Origin of the sequence: Citrobacter sp. wls827 (genome assembly GCF_005280875.1) — a bacterium.
Classification (GTDB): domain Bacteria; phylum Pseudomonadota; class Gammaproteobacteria; order Enterobacterales; family Enterobacteriaceae; genus Citrobacter; species Citrobacter youngae.
Map to the genome: position 1 here is coordinate 510,376 of NZ_SZWR01000010.1, position 21,890 is coordinate 532,265.

At 49.2% G+C, this 21,890-nt stretch carries 28 protein-coding genes; 18 read left to right on the plus strand and 10 right to left on the minus strand.

The genetic code is table 11. The features are described from left to right. The first annotated feature begins 49 nt into the window (after positions 1-49). Positions 50-1,252, plus strand: a complete 1,203-nt coding sequence (dacC, locus tag FDX03_RS05770; protein WP_048212608.1) for a serine-type D-Ala-D-Ala carboxypeptidase — start codon at positions 50-52, stop codon at positions 1,250-1,252. A 48-nt stretch (positions 1,253-1,300) separates the two neighbouring features. Here dacC and deoR read toward each other — a convergent pair whose 3' ends face one another. Next, entirely contained in the window at positions 1,301-2,059 is a 759-nt protein-coding gene (gene deoR / locus FDX03_RS05775; RefSeq protein ID WP_137345598.1) for a DNA-binding transcriptional repressor DeoR, read from the minus strand. 64 nt (positions 2,060-2,123) lie between these two features. Beyond that, entirely contained in the window at positions 2,124-2,732 is a 609-nt protein-coding gene (ybjG, locus tag FDX03_RS05780; RefSeq protein ID WP_048212168.1) for an undecaprenyl-diphosphate phosphatase, read from the minus strand. A 296-nt stretch (positions 2,733-3,028) separates the two neighbouring features. Between ybjG and FDX03_RS05785 the strand changes: the two genes are divergently transcribed. Beyond that, positions 3,029-4,261 (plus strand): MFS transporter, encoded by a 1,233-nt coding sequence (locus tag FDX03_RS05785; RefSeq protein WP_048212167.1) that lies wholly within the window; start codon positions 3,029-3,031, stop codon positions 4,259-4,261. Positions 4,262-4,287: 26 nt separating this feature from the next. Here FDX03_RS05785 and FDX03_RS05790 read toward each other — a convergent pair whose 3' ends face one another. The 3 genes from FDX03_RS05790 to FDX03_RS05800 all read right to left on the minus strand — a co-directional run bounded on the left by FDX03_RS05790 (position 4,288) and on the right by FDX03_RS05800 (position 6,700). Next, positions 4,288-4,569: a hypothetical protein gene (locus FDX03_RS05790; protein WP_048212166.1), complete on the minus strand. Its 282-nt coding sequence runs from the start codon at positions 4,567-4,569 to the stop codon at positions 4,288-4,290. Positions 4,570-4,676: 107 nt separating this feature from the next. Further along, positions 4,677-5,492: a Cof-type HAD-IIB family hydrolase gene (locus tag FDX03_RS05795; RefSeq protein WP_048212165.1), complete on the minus strand. Its 816-nt coding sequence runs from the start codon at positions 5,490-5,492 to the stop codon at positions 4,677-4,679. Next, a complete protein-coding gene (locus FDX03_RS05800) occupies positions 5,492-6,700 on the minus strand; it encodes an MFS transporter (protein WP_116361024.1) in 1,209 nt (402 codons plus the stop codon). Before FDX03_RS05800 ends, FDX03_RS05795 begins: the two co-directional genes overlap by 1 nt. A gap of 85 nt (positions 6,701-6,785) precedes the next feature. On the opposite strand from FDX03_RS05800, the gene FDX03_RS05805 reads away from it, so the two are divergent. Then, positions 6,786-7,334, plus strand: a complete 549-nt coding sequence (locus FDX03_RS05805; protein ID WP_137345599.1) for a TetR/AcrR family transcriptional regulator — start codon at positions 6,786-6,788, stop codon at positions 7,332-7,334. Between the two features lie 5 nt (positions 7,335-7,339). Here the strand turns inward: FDX03_RS05805 and FDX03_RS05810 are convergent, their stop codons facing one another. Further along, positions 7,340-8,254 carry a LysR family transcriptional regulator gene (locus tag FDX03_RS05810; protein ID WP_061067601.1) on the minus strand — a complete coding sequence of 305 codons (915 nt, stop codon included), beginning with the start codon at positions 8,252-8,254 and terminating at the stop codon, positions 7,340-7,342. A 102-nt stretch (positions 8,255-8,356) separates the two neighbouring features. Between FDX03_RS05810 and FDX03_RS05815 the strand changes: the two genes are divergently transcribed. Continuing rightward, positions 8,357-9,271 carry a DMT family transporter gene (locus FDX03_RS05815; RefSeq protein ID WP_061067602.1) on the plus strand — a complete coding sequence of 305 codons (915 nt, stop codon included), beginning with the start codon at positions 8,357-8,359 and terminating at the stop codon, positions 9,269-9,271. 13 nt (positions 9,272-9,284) lie between these two features. On the opposite strand, the gene FDX03_RS05820 is transcribed toward FDX03_RS05815, so the two are convergent. Further along, positions 9,285-10,082, minus strand: a complete 798-nt coding sequence (locus FDX03_RS05820) for an SDR family oxidoreductase (protein ID WP_116361027.1) — start codon at positions 10,080-10,082, stop codon at positions 9,285-9,287. Positions 10,083-10,401: 319 nt separating this feature from the next. Here FDX03_RS05820 and FDX03_RS05825 point away from each other — a divergent pair, with 319 nt between their 5' ends. Continuing rightward, entirely contained in the window at positions 10,402-10,806 is a 405-nt protein-coding gene (locus tag FDX03_RS05825; RefSeq protein ID WP_137345600.1) for a hypothetical protein, read from the plus strand. A gap of 3 nt (positions 10,807-10,809) precedes the next feature. On the opposite strand, the gene FDX03_RS23850 is transcribed toward FDX03_RS05825, so the two are convergent. The 3 genes from FDX03_RS23850 to FDX03_RS05840 form a co-directional block, all read right to left on the minus strand. Then, positions 10,810-11,826, minus strand: coding sequence for a tyrosine-type recombinase/integrase (locus FDX03_RS23850; protein WP_137345601.1), 1,017 nt, complete (start codon positions 11,824-11,826; stop codon positions 10,810-10,812). An 83-nt stretch (positions 11,827-11,909) separates the two neighbouring features. Next, positions 11,910-13,586 carry a DUF4041 domain-containing protein gene (locus FDX03_RS05835; RefSeq protein ID WP_137345602.1) on the minus strand — a complete coding sequence of 559 codons (1,677 nt, stop codon included), beginning with the start codon at positions 13,584-13,586 and terminating at the stop codon, positions 11,910-11,912. A gap of 20 nt (positions 13,587-13,606) precedes the next feature. Further along, positions 13,607-14,203, minus strand: a complete 597-nt coding sequence (locus FDX03_RS05840) for a phage repressor protein CI (RefSeq protein ID WP_137345603.1) — start codon at positions 14,201-14,203, stop codon at positions 13,607-13,609. A 95-nt stretch (positions 14,204-14,298) separates the two neighbouring features. On the opposite strand from FDX03_RS05840, the gene FDX03_RS05845 reads away from it, so the two are divergent. The 13 genes from FDX03_RS05845 (at position 14,299) to FDX03_RS05905 (ending at position 21,819) form a co-directional block, all read left to right on the plus strand. Continuing rightward, complete coding sequence (locus FDX03_RS05845; RefSeq protein WP_137345604.1) at positions 14,299-14,520, plus strand: regulator; 222 nt, start codon at positions 14,299-14,301, stop codon at positions 14,518-14,520. Between the two features lie 32 nt (positions 14,521-14,552). Continuing rightward, positions 14,553-15,062, plus strand: a complete 510-nt coding sequence (locus FDX03_RS05850) for a phage regulatory CII family protein (protein ID WP_137345605.1) — start codon at positions 14,553-14,555, stop codon at positions 15,060-15,062. A gap of 7 nt (positions 15,063-15,069) precedes the next feature. Beyond that, positions 15,070-15,270, plus strand: a complete 201-nt coding sequence (locus FDX03_RS05855) for a phage filamentation protein Fil family protein (protein WP_023184690.1) — start codon at positions 15,070-15,072, stop codon at positions 15,268-15,270. Further along, positions 15,234-15,575 carry a DUF5347 family protein gene (locus FDX03_RS05860; protein ID WP_137345606.1) on the plus strand — a complete coding sequence of 114 codons (342 nt, stop codon included), beginning with the start codon at positions 15,234-15,236 and terminating at the stop codon, positions 15,573-15,575. The genes FDX03_RS05855 and FDX03_RS05860 overlap by 37 nt, the downstream gene beginning before the upstream one ends. Before the next feature lie 67 nt (positions 15,576-15,642). Then, a complete protein-coding gene (locus FDX03_RS05865) occupies positions 15,643-15,876 on the plus strand; it encodes a DUF2732 family protein (RefSeq protein ID WP_001244238.1) in 234 nt (77 codons plus the stop codon). After that, the gene (locus FDX03_RS05870; protein WP_137345607.1) at positions 15,876-16,103 is read left to right on the plus strand and encodes a TraR/DksA family transcriptional regulator; all 228 of its coding nucleotides are present in this window, start codon (positions 15,876-15,878) and stop codon (positions 16,101-16,103) included. Before FDX03_RS05865 ends, FDX03_RS05870 begins: the two co-directional genes overlap by 1 nt. Next, positions 16,100-16,684, plus strand: coding sequence for a 3'-5' exonuclease (locus FDX03_RS05875; protein WP_137345608.1), 585 nt, complete (start codon positions 16,100-16,102; stop codon positions 16,682-16,684). Before FDX03_RS05870 ends, FDX03_RS05875 begins: the two co-directional genes overlap by 4 nt. Next, positions 16,681-17,538, plus strand: coding sequence for a DNA adenine methylase (locus tag FDX03_RS05880; protein ID WP_137345609.1), 858 nt, complete (start codon positions 16,681-16,683; stop codon positions 17,536-17,538). Before FDX03_RS05875 ends, FDX03_RS05880 begins: the two co-directional genes overlap by 4 nt. After that, the gene (locus tag FDX03_RS05885) at positions 17,529-19,937 is read left to right on the plus strand and encodes a replication endonuclease (protein WP_137345610.1); all 2,409 of its coding nucleotides are present in this window, start codon (positions 17,529-17,531) and stop codon (positions 19,935-19,937) included. Before FDX03_RS05880 ends, FDX03_RS05885 begins: the two co-directional genes overlap by 10 nt. A gap of 161 nt (positions 19,938-20,098) precedes the next feature. Continuing rightward, positions 20,099-20,287, plus strand: a complete 189-nt coding sequence (locus FDX03_RS05890) for a hypothetical protein (RefSeq protein WP_001154443.1) — start codon at positions 20,099-20,101, stop codon at positions 20,285-20,287. Positions 20,288-20,298: 11 nt separating this feature from the next. Further along, a complete protein-coding gene (locus FDX03_RS05895; protein ID WP_019077494.1) occupies positions 20,299-20,532 on the plus strand; it encodes a DinI family protein in 234 nt (77 codons plus the stop codon). A 285-nt stretch (positions 20,533-20,817) separates the two neighbouring features. Beyond that, positions 20,818-21,012 carry a hypothetical protein gene (locus tag FDX03_RS05900; protein ID WP_137345611.1) on the plus strand — a complete coding sequence of 65 codons (195 nt, stop codon included), beginning with the start codon at positions 20,818-20,820 and terminating at the stop codon, positions 21,010-21,012. Positions 21,013-21,021: 9 nt separating this feature from the next. Continuing rightward, complete coding sequence (locus tag FDX03_RS05905; RefSeq protein ID WP_137345612.1) at positions 21,022-21,819, plus strand: hypothetical protein; 798 nt, start codon at positions 21,022-21,024, stop codon at positions 21,817-21,819. Positions 21,820-21,890: the final 71 nt, after the last annotated feature.

A 21,890-nucleotide genomic window follows, 5' to 3' on the forward strand; every position in this document is an offset into this window, starting at 1 on the left:
ACGGTGTGGTATGACGTGGTTTTTTGGAATGGATACTCGGGTGGCATTTATGACGCAATACTTCTCTTCCCTACGCAGCCTTGCTGCAGGTTCAGCACTCTTAATCCTTTTGGCGCCGACCGTACAGGCGGCGGAACAACCAACGGCCCCGCCGAGCGTTGACGCACGTGCGTGGATCTTAATGGATTACGCCAGCGGCAAAGTGCTGGCGGAAGGTAATGCCGATGAGAAACTGGATCCCGCCAGTCTGACCAAGATTATGACCAGCTATGTGGTCGGTCAGGCGCTAAAAGCCGGGAAAATTAATCTGAATGACATGGTTACCGTCGGGAAAGATGCCTGGGCGACCGGGAATCCGGCCCTGCGCGGCTCTTCGGTGATGTTCCTCAAGCCTGGCGATCAGGTTGCGGTGTCCGATCTGAACAAAGGCGTGATCATTCAGTCTGGTAATGACGCCTGTATTGCGCTCGCTGATTATGTTGCCGGCAGCCAGGAATCGTTTATCGGTTTGATGAACGGCTATGCGCAAAAACTGGGATTGACCAACACGACTTTCCAGACAGTACATGGTCTGGATGCAGCAGGGCAGTTCAGTACCGCGCGTGATATGGCATTGTTGGGTAAAGCGTTAATCCACGATGTGCCGGAAGAGTACGCCATCCATAAAGAGAAAGAGTTTACCTTTAATAAAATTCGCCAGCCTAACCGTAACCGCCTGCTGTGGAGTACCAACCTGAATGTGGATGGTATGAAAACGGGCACCACGGCGGGAGCCGGTTATAACCTGGTTGCATCCGCGACACAGGGCGATATGCGTTTGATCTCCGTGGTGCTGGGGGCAAAAACCGATCGTATTCGCTTTAATGAATCCGAAAAGTTGCTGACATGGGGTTTCCGCTTCTTTGAAACCGTTACGCCGATTAAACCGGACGCCACCTTTGTTACCCAACGAGTCTGGTTTGGCGATAAGAGTGAAGTCAATCTGGGCGCTGGGGAAGGTGGGTCTGTGACCATTCCGCGCGGTCAGCTGAAAAACCTGAAGGCGAGCTTTACCCTGACAGAGCCACAACTGACCGCGCCACTGAAGAAGGGCCAGGTTGTGGGGACAATCGACTTCCAGTTGAACGGAAAATCTATTGAACAGCGTCCGTTGATGGTGATGGAAGCGGTGGACGAGGGGGGATTCTTTAGCCGGATGTGGGACTTCGTTATGATGAAATTCCACCAGTGGTTTGGTGGCTGGTTCTCTTAATCGCTGATGCCGGATGACGATATGAAAGCACCGTCATCCGGCACAAATTTAGTACATCAATTTGATATGCTGCGCTTTGGCATACTCGACAAACGCATCATCCGGGCGGTTATCGCTGATGATGGTATCAAAGCGTTTTAATTCGCCCATCCTCGCGGGACGCACTTTCCCAAACTTGCTGTGATCGACCACCAGAACATGGTACTGCGCCATCGACATCGCCCAGTGTTTAACCGGTAATTCCTCAAGGTTAAAACAGGTTGCGCCTTTATCGATATGCACGCCGGCTGCGGAATAAAAAGCGATATCCGGGCAGACGTTATTCAGGGTTTCCTGGAAATCGAGTGGCTTGAAAATAGCATTACTGGCATGGAATTCGCCGCCACATAAAATGACGCGGCACTGTGGTTTCTCCTGTAACACCAGAAACGTATTCAGTGAATAGCAGATTGCGGTGAACGGTAATTCATTATCGATCGCTTCAATGATCCACGGCGTTGTTGTTCCGCAGTCGAAGAAAACGGTCTGATGCGCCTGGACGAGGCTGGCTGCCTGTTGCGCAGCCCGGCGTTTTTCATCAACCAGGCGGGATTTTTGATCGCTGATTAAATAGTGGCTGGCGCTACGGGGTTCCAGAACAATATAGCCCCCAAGCAGTACGACCGGGGCCGTGTTATTATTCAGATCGCGACGAATGGTCATTTCTGATACACCCAGCAGTGTCGCGGCTTCTTTAAGGTGTAATTTATCGCTGCGTTTTAGCGTCTGCAGTAATTGACCAATACGCTCGTCGCGTCGAGTTTCCATAGTTCCCCTGGAGAGTAGAATACGTGCTCAGTTTCGCGCTTAATACTACTCTCTTTACCGTGGGTTAGTCACGTACCCAGCCTTTACGAATAGGCAGGGCAAAACAGGTGCGATAGCAGGTCTGCAAACCGTGGTACAGGGTTGTGCCGAATCGTTGCCAGATCATCTGGGCGCTCAGGCAGCCGATCAGACCTGCCAGTAACCCCCCCAGCATATCCAGCGGCCAGTGTACGCCGAGGTAAACACGCGACCAGGCAATCGCCACGGCGACGACCATCAACAGTGCTCCGGACCACAGGCGGTGCCAGAACAGGAAGGCCAACGCGAAGGTAAAGATAACCGTACCGTGGTCGCTCGGGAAGGAGTCATCTGCAGCATGGTGCAGGAAGTTGTAGCCGATATGATTGACGAATGGCCGGTCGTGAGGGAATAAATGTCCCATGATCCATGAAATGGTCAAGCCGACTGCCAGCGCAATCGCCATTTTTATGACCAACTGGCGCTGGATGGTCACGCGGTTTTGCGGCCCCCAAAGCCAGAGAATGATCGCCAGTAGCGGTACGATGCTAATCAGATCTTTGGCAATAAAAATGGCGAGCGAGATCGTCCATTGCGCAGAGTCCGGCGTGGCGTTGATCAGGTAAAAAAGCGAGTTGTTCAGATTTTCCAGCATAACATCCAGACTCAATGTAATCGTTAAAAAGGCCCATATTGGGGATCATAAAATTGCTTTCAGGCGATAAAAAGCGGTCTTGTCCTATTTGTCTGTTAACTGACTCTTTTTAAGACAATTAATGAGGCTTATTGAGCATGATAGCGGTCTCAACTTAAATTAACCTTAAAACAAAAAGCTATCGTGCAATTGAGTGTAAAAATGTGCGCATTTTGCTTTCAAATCACATAATTCACTATCACCAGTAAGGCGCATTTATTACACTTTGCGCGTTTTTTCATTTGTTAAGAGATTGCATGCAGAACCGTTTATCTTCAGGCGCCCGCTTGGGGCGTCAGGCATTACTTTTCCCTCTCTGTCTGGTGCTTTACGAATTCTCTACATATATCGGTAACGATATGATCCAACCCGGAATGTTGGCGGTGGTGGAGCAATATCAGGCCGGTTTAGATTGGGTTCCAACGTCCATGACCGCTTATCTGGCAGGCGGCATGTTTTTACAGTGGTTGTTAGGGCCGCTGTCGGACCGTGTTGGTCGTCGTCCGGTGATGTTAACCGGGGTGGTTTGGTTCATTGTGACCTGCCTCGCAACGCTGTTTGCACAAAATATTGAGCAATTTACTTTCCTGCGTTTTTTACAGGGGATTAGCCTGTGCTTTATTGGTGCGGTAGGTTACGCCGCAATTCAGGAGTCCTTTGAAGAAGCGGTGTGCATTAAAATCACTGCGCTAATGGCAAACGTAGCATTGATTGCACCGCTTTTGGGGCCGTTGGTTGGGGCCGCCTGGGTACATGTCCTTCCGTGGGAAGGCATGTTTGTCCTGTTTGCCGCGCTGGCTGCAATTGCCTTTTTTGGCCTGCAGCGCGCGATGCCGGAAACGGCTACCCGTCTGGGCGAGAAGCTTTCTATCAAAGAGTTGGGCAAAGATTATAAGCTGGTGCTAAAGAATGTGCGTTTTGTCGCAGGCGCACTGGCATTGGGCTTTGTCAGTCTGCCATTGCTGGCGTGGATTGCGCAGTCCCCGATCATTATTATCAGTGGCGAACATCTCAGCAGCTACGAATATGGCCTGCTGCAGGTGCCGATTTTTGGTGCACTGATTGCAGGTAACCTGGTGCTGGCGCGTCTGACATCCCGCCGCACGGTGCGCTCGCTGATCATCATGGGGGGCTGGCCAATCTCCGTGGGATTGATCATTGCCGCCGCGGCCACGGTTGTTTCTTCTCATGCGTATCTGTGGATGACGGCAGGTTTAAGTCTTTATGCATTTGGCATTGGCGTGGCGAATGCCGGGTTGGTGCGCCTGACGCTGTTTGCCAGTGAAATGAGCAAAGGGACAGTTTCAGCAGCAATGGGTATGCTGCAAATGCTGATATTTACCGTTGGTATTGAGCTGAGCAAACATGCTTATCTGCTGGGTGGAAACGGCTTGTTCAGTCTGTTTAATCTGGCCAGCGGTGTGCTGTGGCTGATTCTGATGGTTATCTTTCTGAAAGATAAGCGGGTAGGGAATTCCCGGGAAGGTTAAAGCCCGGTTTCCGGGCTTTGCAATCATTAGTGATGGTCATCAATCTGATGCTCAATGACCATCCCTTCACCTACGCTGGCAACATGACGCGCATACGGATGTGCGCGGTAAACAGGGGCTGGAGTGGCTGCCGGAGCAACATAAACCGTTTGCGGGGCAGTAGCGACACTGACCGCCTGCGGAACATTGACGGAAGAAGGAACAACCACTACTTTGTATCCGCTTGGTACATCAACGGTAACATTCTGTGCAAATGCTGTTCCTGCAAATCCCAGCAACACTGTTGCCATCAGTACACTTTTCTTCATAATCTGCTCACCTGAAATATTCACTGGAAGTAATAATCCAGTGGGTTAATTTGAGGCGGATTATGAATAGATCATGCCATCATTTTGTTGCCGTCTGTGCTGAGGCGTTAATGTGTAAACGGTGCTTCATTGTTTAACACGCGGTCGATAATATCCAGCACGCCCTCTTCGTTATTCGAACCCGCGCGATATTTCGCCGCCTGGATAACCGGCTCATGGGCGTTGGCCATTGCAAAACTAAATCCTGCCTGGCGCAGCATCTCGATATCATTTCCGCCATCGCCAAACACGACAACCTCATCGTTGGTAATATTCCAGCGTTGTTGCAGCAGGCGTAGACCGTTGGCTTTATGAACACCCGGAATAATTAAATCGATACTGCCGTATCCGGTATGCACCGGTACCATAATGTCGCCAATCGCCTCATGAAGATCTGCCTGCACCTGGGGAATGCGATCGTCGGAGATATTCAGGCCAAATTTGAAGAATACATCGTTGATATTGTCGAAGTTATCGACAAATTCAAGACGGTGATAATACATGGCAGAGATGGATTTATGCTCATCGCTGTACTGCTTCAGGGTGTAAGCACTGTTTTTACCACAGGCGATAATATCAACGTCTGCGCGGGTCAGCAGATATTCTACGATGGTCTGGAAATCGTCTTTTGCCAGTTCACCGTTAAAAATATCTTCCCCTTCGCTGACCACCCAGCCACCGTTTTCCGCCACAAATGAGATTTCATTGGCCAGTTCGGGAAAAAAAGAGATCAACTGGTAATACTGATTGCCGCTGGCGACTACAAAGCGGATCCCTTGTGCTTTCATTTGACGGTACTGCGCCATAAACCGCTCGCGGTTATAGGTCTTTTGGTCACTTAAAAACGTACCGTCCATGTCTACTGCAATTAACTTGATACCCATTAGCCGTTCTCCATCACAGTGGTATTTTTGACATCCGGTTTAGCCACAGCCTTCGCTACGATGGCTGCGACAAGCACCAGCGCCAGCACAACCAACATGGCGCTGCGCAGGCCATAGTGTTCACCCAAATAGCCCAGCAGCGGCGGACCGACCAGGAATGCCAGATAGCCAGTAGTCGCAACAACGCTCACGCGGGTTGGCGCATCAGGGCCGGTATCGCTGGCGGCTGAAATGGTCAGCGGGAAGCCGAGAGAAGCCCCTAGCCCCCAAAGGATCACCGAGACACCTGCCACCCATGAGCTGTCGACAAAAATGATCAGGCTGATACCGAGCGCGCCCATCAGTGCACTGGCGCGTACTACTGCCACACGGCTGTAGCGGTCGATGAACCAGCCACCGGTGAAGCGCCCGACGGTCATACCGAGCGTAAAGCCGGCATAAATCAGCGATCCGGATGTCGGGCTAAATCCATGTCCATCAACCATCAGTAATGGAAGCCAGTCGTTGGCGGAACCTTCGGCAAATGCCATTGCGAGCACCACGACGCCAATCAGCAGCAACTGCATATCGCGATAGAATGGCAACCCTTTTTCAACGGCGTGCGAACCGTCAGTAGCATTCTTACCTGTGCCGTCGGGGATAGCCTTAATAGCGATAAAAATAGGGGTAATAGCCACCATCGCCGCCAGCAGAATATGTGCTGTCGCGGGGACGCTGACGGCGGTAAGTACCATGCCAACACCTGCGCCAGCCAGCGTTCCAAGGCTGTAGAAACCATGCATCATCGGCAGAACAGTTTTGTTCATTTCACGCTCAACCGCTGCACCTTCGACGTTGATAGCCACTTCTGCCGCGCCAAAACTGGCGCCAAACACGCACAGACCAAACGCAAACAGCCAGGCGGAATGCAACCATAATGCGAGGCTGAGAATTGTCATTCCCAGAACCGCGCATGACATGGTGGCGCGGATGACGTTGCGTGTGCCAAATCGTTTCACCAGCCAGGCCGAACAAAGAATGCCACTCATCGAACCAATTGAGAGTCCAAACAGCACCGCACCCATTTCGGCGGTAGAGACGGAGAGAATATCTCTGATGGCAGGGGTACGCGTTGCCCAGGAGGCCATTAATAATCCTGGTAAAAAGAAGAACGTGAACAGCGCCCAGGTGCGACGTCTTAAGGCTTTGCGTGATGAGATGCCAGTCATGAATTCGAGCCAAAGAAAAGAGGGAAGAAGACAACATTAGCAAGGTTGTGTACATTTGTACACAAATGCAAGAAGAGGTAAGGCAGTGCGACGCGCGAACGACCCACAACGACGGGATAAAATAGTCCAGGCCACGCTGGATGCGGTTATAATCCATGGTATTCATGGGGTTACACACCGGAAAATCGCCATGATTGCCGAGGTGCCGCTGGGCTCAATGACCTATTACTTTTCGGGAATAGATGAGCTTTTAATGGAGGCATTCGAGCGTTTTACTGACACCATGTCTGTGCAATATCAGGCATTTTTTGCCGGTGTTGAAAATGCGCCACAGGCCTGTCATGCGATTACCGATATGATCTATAGCTCTCAGGTCACAACGCCTGACAACATGGAGCTTATGTATCAGTTATATGCCTTCGCCAGCCGTAAACCGGCGCTAAAAACAGTGATGCAAAATTGGATGCTACGCAGCCAACAAACGCTTGAGCAGTGGTTCGAGCCGGTTACGGCGCGGGCGCTGGATGCATTTATTGAAGGGATGACGCTGCATTTTGTCACAGATAAAAAACCGCTCTCGCGGGAAGGTATTCTGGTGATGGTGGAGCGTATTGCCGGATTACCTCAGAGATGAAATCATCAAAATGGTTTGTCGAGGCGGGTAACGGCCTGACGTAAAAAATCAATGACTTTCATCGCCTCTGGCGTCAACGGCCGGGCGGCTTTTTTTACCGTCCCGACATCCATATAAGTAATAAAATCATCAATCGTTCTGTGCATGACGCGCAGACCATCCAGTGACCACGGGCGATACACCAGGTCGGATAAAATGGTTATTCCTCTGCCTTTTGCAACCAGGCTTCTTATTGCTTCAAAAGAGTTGCTACGAAAACTGATATTGGGCGTATAGCCACGCTGCTGCCAGTAATCGATGATTACGTCAGGGTACTTATCGGTTTCCAGCAGTAAAAATGGTAGCTTTTCGACGTCTATTAAACGGATCGATGCCCGGCTCTGTAGCGGATGCCCAATAGACGTCCACAGGCGGCGCTGTGAACGAATGAATGTTTCGATCTCAAGGTCGTTATCATGGCTGATATTTGAGGTCAGAAGCAGGCAAAAATCGACCTTTTGTTCCCGTAGCGCCTGTACCAGTTCCGGTGCAGTAGCTTCATAAAATACGATCTCCAGCAAAGGGAAACGTCGTTCAAGATCGTTGAGTATATCCGGGATGAGATAGGCTGAGAGCGTTTCGGCAATGCCTATGCGCACCGTGCCGGTGAGAATTTCACTCCTGTCATGCAGAGCGTCAACAGCCGAGTGGCTACTGTTGATGATGTTGCAGGCATGTGCCAGAAAGCGCTCGCCCTCGGCGGTGAGCTTCACGCCTTTGGGGTAACGTACAAATAGCTGCACGTCTAATGATTCTTCCAGATTCCGCATGGCAATGGTCATTGATGACTGAGAAATATGGCAGCGCGCAGCAGCTTTGGAAATTTGTAATGTTTCTGCAAGTGCGATGTAAAACTCAAGTTGCCTTAGCGTGAATTTCATAGTTTTAATCTATGCACATGGATGAAAACGTTATATTAGCATTCATTCTCACGCCGCCGTAGCCTTGTGGTCATACCGTACAACTGACAATAAGGCGCAAATATGCCCTATCTTTTACTCAGTCTGGCTGCCTGTTTTTGGGGCGGCAACTATGTGGTCGGCCATATATTGGTTGCCGAAGTTAATCCCATCGTTTTATCAGCAGCACGCTGGGTATTTACCGCATTGCTATTGATGGCGCTTTATTTCCGACAGATCGCCATGCAGTGGCCAGCGATGAGAAAATCCTTTGGTACTATCGTCTTCCTCGCGCTTTGTGGTCAGGTTCTTTTCCCCTTAACGTTATATATCGGCCTGCAATATACAACCTCGCTCAATGCCGCGATTTATATGTCCACCACACCGGCACTCGTTCTGTTAATCAATAAGTTCTTTTTTAAAGAGCGGATCTCTGCGCGAAATATAGCAGGTGTGCTCCTGAGTACCGTTGGTGTTATCTGGCTGGTGTCGCAAGGCGGGTTGATGCACGCACAGGTATTGGAACATCTCAATCGGGGCGATGTCTGGACCATGGGGTCAGCGCTGAGTTGGGCTGTTTATTGTGCCTTTCTACGCGTTAAACCGTGTGAGGTGAAGGGAAACGCATTTGTTGCCGTGAGCGCGTTGTTAGGTGCGATTGTACTTATTCCGGTACTGGCTCTGGTGTTGATACGCAATGGTATGCCGGGCTGGAATAGCTATGCAAATACAGGCGTTATTACTGGGCTGGCATACCTTGTTATTTTTCCTTCCTGGCTGTCATATCTGTTATGGAACAAAGGGATTAGCGCCATTGGCGCAACGCGCGGAGAGATCTATTCACACTTGATTCCACTGAGTGGCGGATTATTTAGCGTGATGTTTATGCACGTCACTCTGCATTCATATCATCTGGTGAGCGCGTTGGTTATTATGTGCGGCATAGCATTGTGTTCCCGCACGAGTGCAAAAAAAGGCTCGCAGCAGCGCACGGCGTGAAAGAGCGGGTAAATTAGCTTACGGTTGCGCCCCCGGTAATATTTACCACCGTAGCGGTCATTGCTCCGGCATGGTCTGAAGCCAGAAAGGCTGTAACCTCAGCGATTTGCGCAAGCGTAGGCAGGCGTCCGAGCATGGTGCCTTGCGCCGCGCCCGCTAACCATTGATCGACGGTTAAACCCATTGATTGCGCTTTAGCGGTGAAAATCTCCCCGGTATAGGAACCGGCCGCTACCGCGTCCACAATCGCATGTGAGCGCACGCCGACGACTCGAACATTTGCTGGTCCCAGTTCGCTGGCGAGCGCTTTAATAAAAGCCTCTGTTCCCGCACAGCCGACGATGTGCCCCAAATGCCCAGGCATTGCCATCGGGGCCGCGGGCGCGACAACGGTGAGAATGACGCCCGCTCGATTGCCGCCCATGTGCGGCGTTACGGATTTTGCGATATTGAACTGTGCCGAGAGGAAAGGAGTGATACCGCTCATAAATTCAGAGAGGGCTAATGCCTCGATGCGCTTGCCCTGTTCATGCATAAAGCCGGTCGCGTTAACCACCACATCAATTCCACCGATTCGCTGTACCAGGCGGGTAACTTGTGTTGAGGTGTCGTGCTCGTCGAGCACATCGGTGATAAACGTATCGACAGTGCCACCCGCCATTCGCAGGCGACTGGCTGCCCAATCAAGCTTTTCCTGACGGCGTGCGCCCAGGTACACATGGGCACCTTCGCGCGCCATGGTCTGCGCAACCGCACTACCAATAGCCCCGCTGCCGCCGAAGATCACCGCGACTTTGCCTGCGAGTAACATAGCAACCCCCATCACCATTTAGCACCGAGTAAAAGTATGTGCCATAACCGGCATGCTGCAAATTTGGGGAGGAATTTCGGGGGAGGAGGGAGTTAAAATCCAGGCAACAAAAAACCCATTTATGTAAACAGGTTAGTAAAAACAATGACTTGTAAGATAATTAATAAGTTAGTTTGGTGGTAAGGAGTGGAGATTACGGGGCAATGCCAACCGCTGCCGCCACTTTGTCGCCACTTGGCATTTAATGTTTATCTCCCTTGAAGCTCTAAATGAGCTTACACTAACGTTCCGTTAGACTTTTACTTTCCATGGTTAAGCTATGAAGCTCATAATTGCATCGTTGATGTTGTTTTTTTGTAATAAAAAATGGTTCGACCGTTACATCCAAAAATTTTACGAAGAAGATTACAACCTTTCTAACTTTGATGAATCAACAAACAAGATAAGGAAAAATTTGCGGCGCGGATTGTGGACGAATTTGATTGTTTTTGTCTTAATAATCTTATTTGTATGGTGGCGCTATCACCCTCAACTAACGTGGTTTAATGGTATTAAAGTTCTAGCCGCATACCTTGCTTTAACAGTCACTTTGGGTCGAGGTGGTTGGGCAATACAAACTTTTAAAGGGAGCACTTTACCAGAGAGAATTGATAATACGATTTATAGAGGGGCTCAATATATTAATGTAATAATATTATTAATAACAATTTACCACCCCAAATAAATATTATTGCATTAGTGTAGCTAATGGATTAAAACGCAGTGCTGTCTCAAGGTGGTCAGGCGCAAGATGAGCATAGCGCATGGTCATTTTTATGTCGTGATGGCCTAGGATTTTCTGGAGGGCAAGGATATTCCCGCCAGACATCATAAAATGTGCTGCGAACGTATGGCGTAGAACGTGGGTAAGTTGTCCGCGAGGCAGCACTATAGAAGTCTTTTCTATCACAGATAAAAACTGGAAGTAGCAGTCAGTGAAGAACCTGAAACCGTCTAGGGCAATGATTTCCTCATACAGCTCTTTGCTGATCGGAATGCTGCGGTTCTTTTTGCCCTTAGTCCGGACAAAGGTGATACGGTATTTCGTAACCTGAGAACGGGTTAGATTTATAGCTTCGCGCCAGCGTGCCCCGGTACTCAGGCAGATCTTTACGACTAGGGTGAGCAGGGGGCTTTGGCGTTGACAGTCAAACAGAAGCTCTGTGATTTGTTCATGTGTCAGCCAGGCCATTTCTTTTTCGGCAATGGTGAATTTACGCATGTTCTCCAGTGGGTTTGGTGCTGTCCATTCACCGAGTCGGGCCAGCTCGCTAAAAACGCCACTAAGGTAGCTTTGTTCGAGATTGATAGTTACCGGGCTGGCGCCTTTCTTCCACTTCTCGCTAAAGTAGATTTCACCCGTCAGGCGTTTGTCTCGGTAATGAGCGAATAATTTCGAGTTGAGATCAGTAGCGAGAGGGTTTCCGAGTGCATCGACCATCAGGACCAACTTGTCGTAAACATGCTCGCCAGCTGTCAGGGATTTGCCGTGCAGTTTGAACCAGAGTTCAACGACATCTTTCAGAGTTCGGCGATCTACCGATTCACCCAGCCAGGGCTTAGCTTCAGTTTCCTCCATTATGTGCCGTTCAAATGCTAACGCTTCACCTTTGGTGGCGAATTGCTTACGCACACGCCGTCCGCTGCGCCCGGCGGGGTAGCATTCGCAAATCCATTTTCCTGTGGTGAGTTTTCGTACAGCCATAAAAAAGCCCTCATGTCTGAGGGCTAAATTTAACTGTATATTTGAACAGTGGTCAATGTATGTTTACCGCGATTAATACATTGCTACGCGACTACTAACTCCTCGCTTTCTTTTACGGCCTTATTGCGTTCATTCTCAATGGCTAAAGATTCTCTGTACTCTTTTGCTTCTGCAAACATCGTCCAATGCGCATCGATACTCATTTCTTTAATCGTTGACTTGATGTCTTTTATACCAACATTGAAGAACTCTTTGCGTGAGTTAACTTTGTTCACTTGCTTATCGTTAAACACTTTGTGGAGATGATTTTCGAGAGAGGGGGCATCATCACTGTAGATCATTGCATGCACATCGAATGAGAAAGGTACGCTTGCATCACCCAGCTCACGAACGCGGTCAAGCGGTTCGAGTCTTCGCGTCATCCCAATCTTATATACGTTTTCTCCAAAGGAGCCGATGTTACTAATCACATATACGTGGCCAGAGCGTGTTTGCTGTGCCATTGAGATGGCTCTTTGGTTTTTGGCTTCTGCTTCTTCGTATTTAATTTGTAGCTCAGCCAGTTTCTGTTCGAGGGCTATACGTTGTTCTTCACCTGCGAGCATCAGTTCTTTCGTTGCTTTATCAATGGCCTGCTGAATGGCTTTCTCTTCTTTCTCAGCTTCTTTTATCGCTTTTTCGTACTCGCGACGCGCTTTTTCTTCTTCACGTAACTGCTCTTTAATTCGTCTTTGTTCTTCTTTTTCTTCGAGCATAATTTCATTTACAGCTACCCCCCATTTAAGCTCGTTAAGTCGAGCCTGTAAGTAGATGTCGGTGATCTTAGCGGATCTAAAGGCTGAACCGTTAAAATTCACAAGCTCAAATGCATCTTTTATTTCTTGGGATAGTTTGCCGTAATTGTTATGTTTAATTTTCGAAAGGGTGCTATCAACTTTCCCATTGAAAGCATCTAGTACAAATTTGATTGCGGTGTTTCGTCTGTTCGGTTCGACATAATCACAGCTTGCCGCTTTGCTTGTTTTGATAAGAGACTTAGTTAGCTCCCTTGCTTTTTGCAGCTCTTTCCCTGCGTCCGCAAATTCATAATTCTCTGCCAGTTCGTCCAAAACGCTGCGGTTTGGAACTATCCATTCATCACCGTACCCTTCAATTTTATTTTTCATTGACTTGGCTACAGCTTGGTAGGTCTCTGCGAACTCTTTAGCTTCATATGCGGACCCAGCAATTTCTTTTGCACGTATCTCTGCATTTGCGATTATTTTCATCGCATTATCATTTGCATTGGAGATCAGTTCATCCGCTTTACTATTCGCGTTATCGAGGCGTTCTTTGGCTTTCAGGCGGGCATCACGAGCATCTTGGGTGATAGCGACAGCTTCACTATTGGCGTTGCTTAGTATTAATTCAGCCTGGTGGTGTGCTTCGTTCACTGCTTTTGCAGCCTTTTTTTGAGCTTCTTCTATCTTTTCTTTGGCTATAGCATCTGCGGTTTTTATCTTCTTCTCAGCATCTAGGGTTGCATTATGCAATTCTTGATATTGCCATAAGGGGGCAGCTTTTCCTTCAAGTTCTGCGTGTTCACGTATTACCTGAGCTAATTTTTCCTGTGTTTCATCTAATTCACCTCCAAGAGTTTTATTACTGGAGGCTAAAACATCCATTTCCTCTCTATGTTTTTTACTTTTTTTGAAAAGTACGATGGATAAAATAGGAGAAAGCAATGCTAATAAGAGTACTACTATAATAAATAAATCCATTTCAAAATCCTTTTACCATATCAATTTGAAACAGTTGTGCTTCTTACATATGCGATTACTTCTATATCTGAAAAAGCACATTCAAAACTATTATCTGCAGTAGAAATTTTAATCATACCCTTGGGTAACCGAGTGATGAGTCTAATGGAATAAGTTCCATCAATGTTGATCAACCAGTGCCCATCCAGCACTTCTGCAAACGTTTGTTCACAGATGTATGTAGTAGATCCTTCGAGAACAACAATTGGAGCAGAAAGATTTGCGGGAAGAAATGATACGTCAAAAACATACGAGCCATCTTCAACCATTTTTCCCGCGGTCAGGCGAAACTTCACGAGTTCCTCGGTGGTTGCTGTTTGAGAACTTAACTTGAGACCTTGCCCGGTGGTTAACCAATTGAGCGAGATACCTGTTTCCAAGGCGCATTGAATTATCCAATCTGCGGGGAAGGTATCTCGCATGTATCTGTTAGCCAATGTACTTTTTGACACTTCTAAGTGGTCAGCAAGGGCTTGCCGAGTTGTAAACCCGTATGCCTCGACCAACCGCTCAATCGCAGCTTTACCACCCTGATTGGGATTTATTTTGATCTCATTTGGGTACTTTGATGTTGACATATCTCTTATGCGATCCCAGTATCAGTTTTGTTCCCATTTGGGGATTTGTCACGGTTACTACCGGCTCACCACAAGCCAATAGGAGATGTTGCCCCATGACCCCTAACATTTCAATCACTCTGAACACGCCGCACGTCACAATCGAGCGATACAGCGAGCTGACAGGGCTGCCTGTAGACACCATTAACGACATGCTTGCTGATGGTCGTCTGCCTCGCCACCGTCTGCGAAAGGATAAGAAACGCGAGAAGGTGATGATAAACATCGTCGCGCTGACTGTTGATGCACTTTCAGATTGCAATATCGCTATTAGTTAGTTCCATTTTGAGATACATCGGAGTCTCTTGCTATGTTTGACTATCGAGTTTCCAAACACCCGCATTTCGATGAAGCCTGCCGTGCTTTCGCCTTGCGTCATAACATGGCGAAGCTGGCAGAACGTGCAGGTATGAATGTCCAGATTCTGCGCAACAAGCTAAACCCGGAACAACCACACCAGCTGACTGCACCGGACATATGGTTGCTGACTGATATCACAGAGGACTCAACTCTGGTTGATGGCTTTCTGGCTCAGATTCACTGCCTACCGTGCGTGCCATTGAATGAAGTAGCAAAAGAGAACCTGCCACATTACGTCATGAGTGCAACTGCGGAGATTGGGCGTGTAGCTGCAGGCGCAGTATCCGGTGATGTGAAAACCAGTGCAGGCCGCCGCGATGTGATTAATAGCATCAACTCTGTTACGCGCTTTATGGCACTCACTGCAGTTTCATTGCATGCGCGTTTGCAGGCGAATCCGGCGATGGCAAGCGCGGTAGATACCGTGACGGGCCTAGGCGCTTCGTTCGGTCTGATCTGAGGTGGCTATGCTGACTAAAGAACCATCTTTTGCATCACTGCTCGTTAAGCAAAGTCCTGCAATGCACTGCGGTCATGGCTGGATTATGGGGAAGGATGGCAAGCGCTGGCATCCATGCCGCTCTCAGGATGCGCTGCTGGACGAACTGTCCACTAAAAATCAGGGGAAACCATGGCTATTGAAGGCGATGCTGCGACTGTTCCGCTAAGCGCTGGCCTCCGTCTTAATGGGTTAAACCACATCGCGGAATTAAGGGCGAAAGTGTTTGGCTTAAATATTGATTCAGAACTGGAGCGCTTTATTAGCGATATGCGGGACCAATGGGATATTAACCATGAGCAGAATAAACGCGCACTAGCCGCAATATTCTTTATGGCAAAGATTCCGGCGGAACGTCATAGCGTCAATGTTAGTGAGCTGACGACTGACGAAAAGCGGGAGCTGATTAAAGCAATGAACCATTTCCGTACAGTGGTGAGTTTATTTCCAAATCGGCTAGCCATGCCGAATTAACCCACAACCGAAATTAAAGGCGTAAACCCGCCGGGCTTCTTATTGCCCAAATTCAGGAGAAACAACAATGCGAAATATTGAAACCCGAATCACCAAAACAGGACCAGATGATGCTGGCCTTAACCAGATGCTGACTGATGCGCGCATGGAAGAACGCCGTGCACGTGCTGCGGCAATGGCAGCCCGTCTTGATAGCCTGGCTTGCCATATCACGTCACGCCAGCTTAATCACGTTGAAGCGGCGGAGCTGCTGCGTATTGCGGCTGAAAACATTCAAAACGAAGCGCAGGAGATCCACTGATGGCTGATTCAATGGACCTTGTACAGCAGCGCGTTGAAGAAGAACGTCAGCGCCACATCCACACCGCCCGCAACAGAATGCCGGGCGTTTCCCGTGTGCTTTGCATTGATTGTGATGCACCGATCCCGCCAGAACGTCGCCGCGCTATTCCGGGCGTGCAGTGCTGTGTCACTTGTCAGGAGATTGCGGAGCTGAAAGGCAAACACTATAACGGAGGTGCGGTATGAATACCGATAAGATGACAATTAGCCAACATGCAAATCAATGGCTTGATAATGACTACTTATTTATTGATACCGAAACGACCGGGCTGGGTGATGATGCGGAAATAGTTGAAATATGCATTATTGATAGTCATGGGTTTATTATGCTTAATACGCTTATTAAGCCCACTAAGCCTATCCCTGATGAAGCAATAGCCATTCATGGAATTACTAATGAAATGGTCGCTTTTGCCCCTGCCTGGACTGATATATGCGGGGCAGTGGAGGAACTATTTAGGCGCTTTGGGTTTGTTATCTATAACGCCGATTATGATCTCCGGTTAATTCGTCAGACCTACGCATTGAATGGAAAACCCTCTGAAGGGGCGCCATGGATGCTTGCTGCTCATTCTGTTTGCGCGATGAAGCTTTATGCAGAGTATCGAGGCGAGCCGGGACGATTTAATGGCTATAAATGGCATAAGCTGGTTGATGCTGCTGCGCATGAAGGTGTTGTGATTGAGGGTAAGGCGCACCGTGCTTTAGCTGATTGCAAAATGACGCTAGGGCTTATCCGTTCTCTGGCTAAAGGCGGTGCTAAATGAGCACCATCCTGAAATGGGCGGGTAATAAAACCGCTATCATGCTGGAACTGAAAAAACACCTTCCTGCTGGCCCGCGACTGGTTGAACCTTTCGCGGGTTCCTGCGCTGTGATGATGGAGACAGACTATCCTCATTATCTTGTTGCGGATATCAACCCCGATCTAATTAATCTCTATCTGGTGATTAAAGAAGATGTGAGCAGCTTTATTCATCTGGCGGATCGCATATTCTCAAAATTCACAACAGCAGAAGATTATTACAAGTGCCGACAGTTTTTTAATACAGTGCCTTTGTCTGCAATGGATAAAGCGGCCTACTTTCTATTCCTGAATCGCCATTGTTATCGTGGGTTATGCCGTTACAACCAAAGCGGCTTTTTTAACGTTCCATATGGCAATTACAAAAAACCATATTTACCTGTTGATGAAATACGTGCATTCGCAGAAAAAGCCAAGCGTGCTACGTTCATCTGCGCCAGCTATGACGAGACACTGGCTCTGCTGCAGTCTGGTGATGTTGTTTACTGCGATCCGCCCTACGACGGCACATTTAGCGGTTATCACACTGTCGGGTTTACTGAGGATGATCAGTATCGTCTGGCGTCTATTCTTGAGCGCCGGTCATCGGAAGGGCATCCGGTTATTGTGTCCAATAGCGACACCTCTCTGACACGCTCCCTTTATCGCAATTTCACCCGCCACCGCATCACCGTAAAGCGCAGCATGGGTGTGGCTGCCGGTGATGGTAAGTCTGCAGCGGAAATCATCGCCACCAAATCAGCAGGATGGCTTGGTGTTGATTTGGCGTCCGGTCCTGATATCTCGATGGAAGCTGAGGTGCGGGCGTGGCAGTGAGTAAATTCACATTACATCATGCACAAACCACAGGCGGCTCGAATGAGGCCGCCGTGGCCTTTCCATGGAATACCCCAAAAAAAGCGGTTAATCCGTATCTGGACCCGGCGGACGTTGCGCCGGAGTCTGCGCTTTCAAACCTCATCACTCTGTATGCTGCGGATAACGAGCAGGAGCATCTGCGCCATGAGGCGTTGAGTGATGAGGTTTGGGAACGCTACTTCTTTAATGAATCCCGTGATCCTGTCCAGCGTGAAATGGAGCAGGATCGGCTGATTAGCCATGCCAAAATGGCCCGCGAACAGCAGCGCGTTAATCCCGATTTGGTGATTATTGCCGATGTAAGCGCCATGCCTGCCCATATCAGCAAGCCTCTGCTGGAGCGGATTAAATACTTCCATAGCCTGGGCAGGGCTAAAGCTTATTCCCGCTATCTGCGCGAAACAATCAGGCCTTGTCTTGAGCGTCTGGAGCGCGTGCGTGACAGCCAGGTGTCTGCGTCTTTCCGGTTCATGGCGAGTCAAGACGGGTTGGAGGGGCTGCTGGTACTGCCTGAAATGAATCAGGATCAGGTCAAGCGCCTTTCCACGCTGGTTGCGGCACATATGAGCATGTGTCTTGATGCGGCCTGCGGTGATCTGTTTGTCAATGACGATGTTAAACCAGAAGAAATCCGCAAGGCATGGGAAAGGGTTGCTGCAGAAGCCATGCGCCTTGAGGTCATCCCTCCTGCCTTTGAGCAGTTACGCCGCAAAAAGCGCCGCCGCAAGCCGGTGCCTTATGAACTGATCCCACCGTCGCTGGCGCGCATGCTGTGTGCGGACTGGTGGTATCGCAAATTGTGGCAGATGCGCTGCGAGTGGCGGGAGGAGCAGCTACGTGCCGTCTGCTTGGTCAACAAGAAAGCGTCCCCGTATGTCAGCTATGAAGCGGTGATCCATAAACGCGAGCAGCGCCGCAAATCGCTGGAGTTCTTCCGCTCGCATGAGCTGGTCAACGAAGACGGCGACACGCTGGACATGGAAGACGTGGTGAACGCCAGCAACAGCAACCCGGCACACCGCCGTAATGAAATGATGGCCTGTGTTAAGGGACTGGAGCTGATCGCGGAAATGCGCGGAGACTGCGCGGTGTTTTATACCATCACCTGCCCGTCACGCTTCCACGCAACCCTCAACAACGGCAGACCTAATCCGAAGTGGACCAGTGCCACTGTCCGGCAGAGCAGTGACTACCTGGTTGATATGTTCGCCGCTTTCCGCAAGGCCATGCACAAGGCCGGGCTGCGCTGGTATGGCGTTCGCGTTGCAGAGCCGCACCATGACGGCACCGTGCACTGGCATCTTCTGTGCTTCATGCGCAAAAAAGACCGCCGTTCCATCACCGCACTGCTGCGTAAGTTTGCCATCCGTGAAGACCGCGAGGAGCTGGGCACCAATACCGGGCCGCGCTTCAAGTCTGAGCTAATCAACCCGCGCAAGGGCACGCCGACCAGCTACATCGCCAAATACATCAGTAAGAACATCGACGGGCGCGGGCTGGCTAAAGAAATCAGTAAAGAAACCGGCAGATCACTGCGTGACAGCGCCGAGCATGTCAGCGCCTGGGCGTCGCTGCACCGTGTCCAGCAATTTCGTTTCTTTGGTATTCCGGGGCGCCAGGCATACCGCGAGCTGCGCTTGCTGGCTGGTCAGGCGGCGAGAGTACAGGGCGAACGCAAAGCGGGTGCGCCTGTACTGGATAATCCGCGTCTGGATGCGGTACTGGCAGCTGCGGACGCAGGTTGCTTTGCCACCTACATCATGAAACAGGGCGGTGTACTGGTTCCCCGCAAACATCACCTTGTCCGCACTGCTTATGAGCTTAACGACGAACCGAGCGCCTACGGCGATCACGGTATCCGTATCTATGGCATCTGGTCCCCGATTGTAGAGGGCAAGATTTGCACGCACGCGATGAAGTGGAAAAAGGTTCGTAAGGCCGTTGACGTTCAGGAGGCGGTAGCCGACCAGGGCGCTTGCGCCCCTTGGACTCGTGGCAATAACTGTCCCCCTGTTGAAAATCTGAACAAATCAGGGGGTGATTTACCCGATATAAAAACCATGGATGAGGACGAGCTGCAGGAATATCTCCACAGCATGGGCCAGAAGGAACGGCGGGAGCTGACAGCCAGGTTAAGGCTTGTAAAACCGAAGCGGAAAAAAGCATACAAACAGACTATTTCGGATCAGCAGCGCCTGCAGCTTGAGGCAGAGCTGAGTTCAAGAGGGTTCGATGGTAGCGAGTCAGAGATTGACCTGCTTCTGCGCGGCGGCAGTATTCCGTCAGGTGGCGGGCTGCGTATTTTTTACCGCAACCACCGCCTGCAGGAAGATGATAAATGGCGTCAGTGGTACTGATACCAAGGCTTTAACAATTCCTGCTCTTATTGATCCGCATCAGAGCGATCTAATTGACAGATAAAAAACGGTTTACATTCGCAAATCCCTACTATACTGTAATTATAAACAGTGGATATATATACAGTTGTTGTATGTCCGAGGTAGTGATAGGAGGGAAAATGCAGGATTATCTTTTGGAGTCGTTGAAGCTCCAGCGCATTGATTTTTTTATCAAGCTTGTAGCGGCTAGTGAGTGCAGCGACGAAGAAAAGCGGCTGGCTATCCAGTGGGTGTCCGAACTGACCGACGAGCTGATGGCGAAAATCCGCAGCCATGAATACTGCCGGTCAATGGATGTAACCAGTTAAGGGGAATCTGTATGCGCATTGAAATAATGATCGATAAAGAGCAGAAGATTAGCCAGGCCACACTGGAAGCCCTTGAATCCGAGCTTTACCGTAATTTGCGCCCTCTGTATCCCAAAACAGCAATTCGTATCCGTAAGGGCAGTGCCAATGGTGTTGAACTGAGCGGGTTAAAACTGGATGAAGACAAAAAGCGAGTGATGGAAATTATGCAGCAAGTGTGGGAGGACGACAGCTGGCTGCATTGAGGAACGTTGCTGACGGCAGTACTTGATTCTGCCGTCAGCAAAGTTGAACAACGAGCATAGCGAGACGTTAGTCTGTTAGTTGTTTTCCCAGCGCTGAAACACAACATGTAGCTTTTTAAGTGATACAGATTGAATTACGCTCAGTTTTTCTTGTCGTAGTCGTGAAAATGGGATAGATAAACGGTTCTACAAGATGTTCGCGACCCGGCATTGTTCTACAATAAGGTCATAACAAAAAGAATTAACAGCAATGCCACACGTATGTAGGCACAGCGAGGAGGTCGTATGACTAAGATTTTTGGAAAAATTATCTCGACTCCAGGTCGTTGGATGCAAGGCGTTATCCAGCAGGATATTGAACAATCCAACAACAGTAAAATCACTACCGATGCCAATGGTAATGCGGTTTTGAACATGGACAATAAACAAGTTCGGGAATCGATGCAGGCCAGAATGAGAGAGCTTGCAGCTAAACGTTAAGGATAAACGATGGGACCATTGGTCATCATGGTTGTACTCGTATGCGGGTTTTGGTACACGGAAAATCATTACCAATCCCGCATACGTCACGCAAGAACTAATGGGTGGACATCATACTTCTATGTTGCAATGCATGGGTGTAAGTTTGTCATTCAAGGCTTTGGTTTTATTCTGTTTATTTACCTTTCGCTTCTTGCCATAAGTCTTATTATCTCTATTCCTCACCTGTTTTCAGCTTCATACAGAACGAAAGACTTGTATTCATGGCTGACTGATAAAACGCTCCTTTCTTACCCGATGTTTTTTGTGCTTTCAATGGCTGTTGCCTGCTTCCTTGCATATGTGGCGGGTGATGTTGCCAGAAAAGCGATCAAAAACGAAAAGGTCAGGCAGGCCGCCTATCGTGAAATGGCTGCAATGGATGGTGTGGAGTCGCTTCTGGTGCAGGCGATTGACGAAGATATGCTGATTTTTGTCACATTGAAATCACGTAAAGTGTACATAGGATATGTTGCTGCGCCTCGTATTGAGCATAGTCACACGCAACATTTAGCGATTATCCCCTACATCAGCGGGTATCGCGATAAGGACACCCTTCGTTATCATGAGCAGCATCGCTACTACGAGTTATATTTGGAAAAGGGCATTGCTGCTAATGAGCATGAGCGAGGGTTGAACCTACAGCATTTCCGTCATGTGATACCAATGGACCAGGTTGAAGCGATTTCGTTGTTTGATACTGATACCTATGTATCATTTGATAGCTACTCAGTGCCAGAGAAAGCGAAGCAGGATACCACTGCATGACTATGCCGCATGAATCCGCATGATTGTTTGAGGATCGTTTTAGTTGAAGCCCGCCAGGAATGGCGGGCTTT